Source organism: Streptomyces viridosporus (assembly GCF_002078235.1).
GTDB classification, from domain to species: Bacteria; Actinomycetota; Actinomycetes; order Streptomycetales; family Streptomycetaceae; genus Streptomyces; species Streptomyces viridosporus.
In genome coordinates this window covers 1-879 of the sequence record NZ_MSGP01000826.1, presented here as the reverse complement: position 1 = coordinate 879, position 879 = coordinate 1, and the positions used below count along the sequence as shown (strand labels likewise).

Annotated in this window: 1 protein-coding gene; it reads left to right on the top strand. The window is 73.3% G+C overall.

What is annotated here, in order from left to right:
* On the top strand, window positions 1-392 hold a 392-nt coding region (locus B7L92_RS37920), incomplete at its 5' end, for an SDR family NAD(P)-dependent oxidoreductase (protein WP_143626499.1).
* Window positions 393-879: the final 487 nt, after the last annotated feature.

Genomic DNA, 879 nt, shown 5'->3' with positions numbered 1-879 from the left:
CCACCATGGTGGCGGCCGGCGGGGGACGGGTGGTCCTCGTCGGCTCGGTGGCCGGCTGCGTGGGGGTCCGGGAGGAAGCGGTGTACTCCGCGGCCAAGGCCGGGCTCGCCGCGTTCGCCGAGGCGCTCCGGCAGGAACTGCGCGGTACGGGCGTGGGAGTGACGCTCGTCGTGCCCGGCCCCGTGGAGACGCGCTTCTTCGCCCGCCGCGGTCGGCCGTACGACCGTGCCCGTCCCCGTCCCGCCTCGCCCGGCAGCGTCGCGGACGCGGTCTGGGGGGCGGTCTCCCAGGGCCGCGACGACGCCTATGTCCCTCCCTGGCTCACCCTCCCGGCCCGAGTGCGCGGTCTCGCCCCCGGCCTCTACCGGCGGTTGTTGAACCGCTTCGGGTGAGGCCGCGGCAGCGGCGGCACCCGTCGGGCCGTCACCGTCCCTCCCCCCGGCCCCGGCTCCGGTCCCGCCGCGGCCGTACCGCTACGCTCTGCGTGAGCGAACCGACCCGAACGGGCGAACCGCTGGAGATCATCTGGAAGTCCCCCGTACGAGGGGCGCGGCGGGCCGGTGATTCCGCGGGGACCCCGGCCGTCGGTCGCCGCCCGGGGGCCGGGCATCACCCGCGGGGAGGTACGCGCCACTCCGGGATGTGAGGTGACTCTCAGCCGACGGCTTTGTGCGACTCCTACAAGCCGTACGCCCTCTGAGCAGTTGGAACGCCTGCATGCGGCCGTGGTTCTGTTCAGGGGTACCAGGAAAACGCCTTCGAGACTGTGAGGAGTCAACGGCTCGCATTCCCCGGTGGGCTTCGTAAGGTCACTACATGACCGTTTTGGATGAGGCGCCGGGTGAGCCGACCGACCTGCCGGGCGAACCGGCCGATGCG